Source organism: Aliiglaciecola sp. NS0011-25, from assembly GCF_040370605.1.
Taxonomy (GTDB): domain Bacteria; phylum Pseudomonadota; class Gammaproteobacteria; order Enterobacterales; family Alteromonadaceae; genus Aliiglaciecola; species Aliiglaciecola lipolytica_A.
This window is the reverse complement of sequence record NZ_BAABWR010000051.1, coordinates 1-1,081: the sequence shown is the minus strand read 5'-3', so window position 1 is coordinate 1,081 and position 1,081 is coordinate 1. Positions and strand designations below refer to the sequence as shown.

Below are 1,081 nucleotides of genomic sequence, written 5' to 3'. Positions count from 1 at the left end.
TAAGTGGGGTGGCGCAATAACAAGCGTATGTTGCTGACCCAAACTCACTGGCTGTGGCTCATTCTTCGCCAAGTATAGCCAGCAAGTTTGTGCAGCAAATTCGGACGTTATGCCCTGGTATAGATTATGTCTTTGAAAAGCAATTTCATATTAATGGCTGAGTACAATAAATGGATGAATGAGTCCATTTACTCTGCTGCGTCACGTTTAAGTAGAGATTCACTTTCAGAAAACAGAGGCGCTTTCTTTGGTTCCATTATCGGAACCCTCAATCACATATTAGTCGCTGATGTCATTTGGCTAAAACGATTTGCGTCTCATCCCGCAAATTTTAGTTCGTTGAATTGTCTTGCAATCACGCCGTTACCAGAAAAGCTCGATTCAATACTGTTTAGCGACTTTGAAAAACTAAAAAATGAAAGAAACCGATTAGACGGCGTAATTCTGGAATTTGTTAATCAGCTCAGCGATGAGCATTTGGACAATGATTTACCCTATCAAAATACAAAAGGCGTCCCTTACACAAAATCTTTTTCGCTCCTCATGCAACACTTTTTTAATCATCAAACTCATCATCGAGGTCAAATTTCTACAATGCTTTCTCAGTCTGGTATAGATTTAGGTGTAACAGATTTGTTGGTTAAAATACCAAATGAGTGAGGGCATAACAAAGCGCTTAAGTCACTCCCTTCGGTCGTTCGGACGCATTTACGCGGGGCGGCTTAGCTTAAAGTTATGTTTATAGGTAGAAATGGAGCTTTACATGTCCTTTAAACTAAAAAACGGGCCTCGACCAGTTAAGCTCGGACATACTGTAGATATTGAAACGCTAATAATAGAATTGTCGATTGGAATACTCTCAACTATTATGGCTTTTGCTGGTTATAAAGCCGGTGTCGCTATACTTTTCATCCCTTGTGCTATGTTGGCAGTAGGTTGCTTATTTTTATTTATAGTGGGCATCATTAGGTTTATCTACGATTGGATTTATCAAAAGCTTAATAAGCCGGCTGTTGTAATAAGTGACGATAGAAGTAGGGAGCGATTCAGAGATGACTGATTTGGCTTGTGTAAATAAACA

The 1,081-nt window shown here is 39.4% G+C and carries 2 protein-coding genes; both read left to right on the top strand.

Annotated features, from left to right (window positions below):
* Positions 1-126 precede the first annotated feature (126 nt).
* Positions 127-660 (top strand): DinB family protein, encoded by a 534-nt coding sequence (locus ABWV72_RS21110; protein WP_353372942.1) that lies wholly within the window; start codon positions 127-129, stop codon positions 658-660.
* A gap of 103 nt (positions 661-763) precedes the next feature.
* Positions 764-1,060 carry a hypothetical protein gene (locus ABWV72_RS21105; RefSeq protein WP_353372940.1) on the top strand — a complete coding sequence of 99 codons (297 nt, stop codon included), beginning with the start codon at positions 764-766 and terminating at the stop codon, positions 1,058-1,060.
* Positions 1,061-1,081: the final 21 nt, after the last annotated feature.

What these genes read in the sequence shown, in the direction of transcription:
- ABWV72_RS21110 (WP_353372942.1), top strand. Translation starts at nt 127, where the DNA reads ATGTCTTTGAAAAGCAATTTCATATTAATGGCTGAGTACAATAAATGG.
- ABWV72_RS21105 (WP_353372940.1), top strand. Translation starts at nt 764, where the DNA reads ATGTCCTTTAAACTAAAAAACGGGCCTCGACCAGTTAAGCTCGGACAT.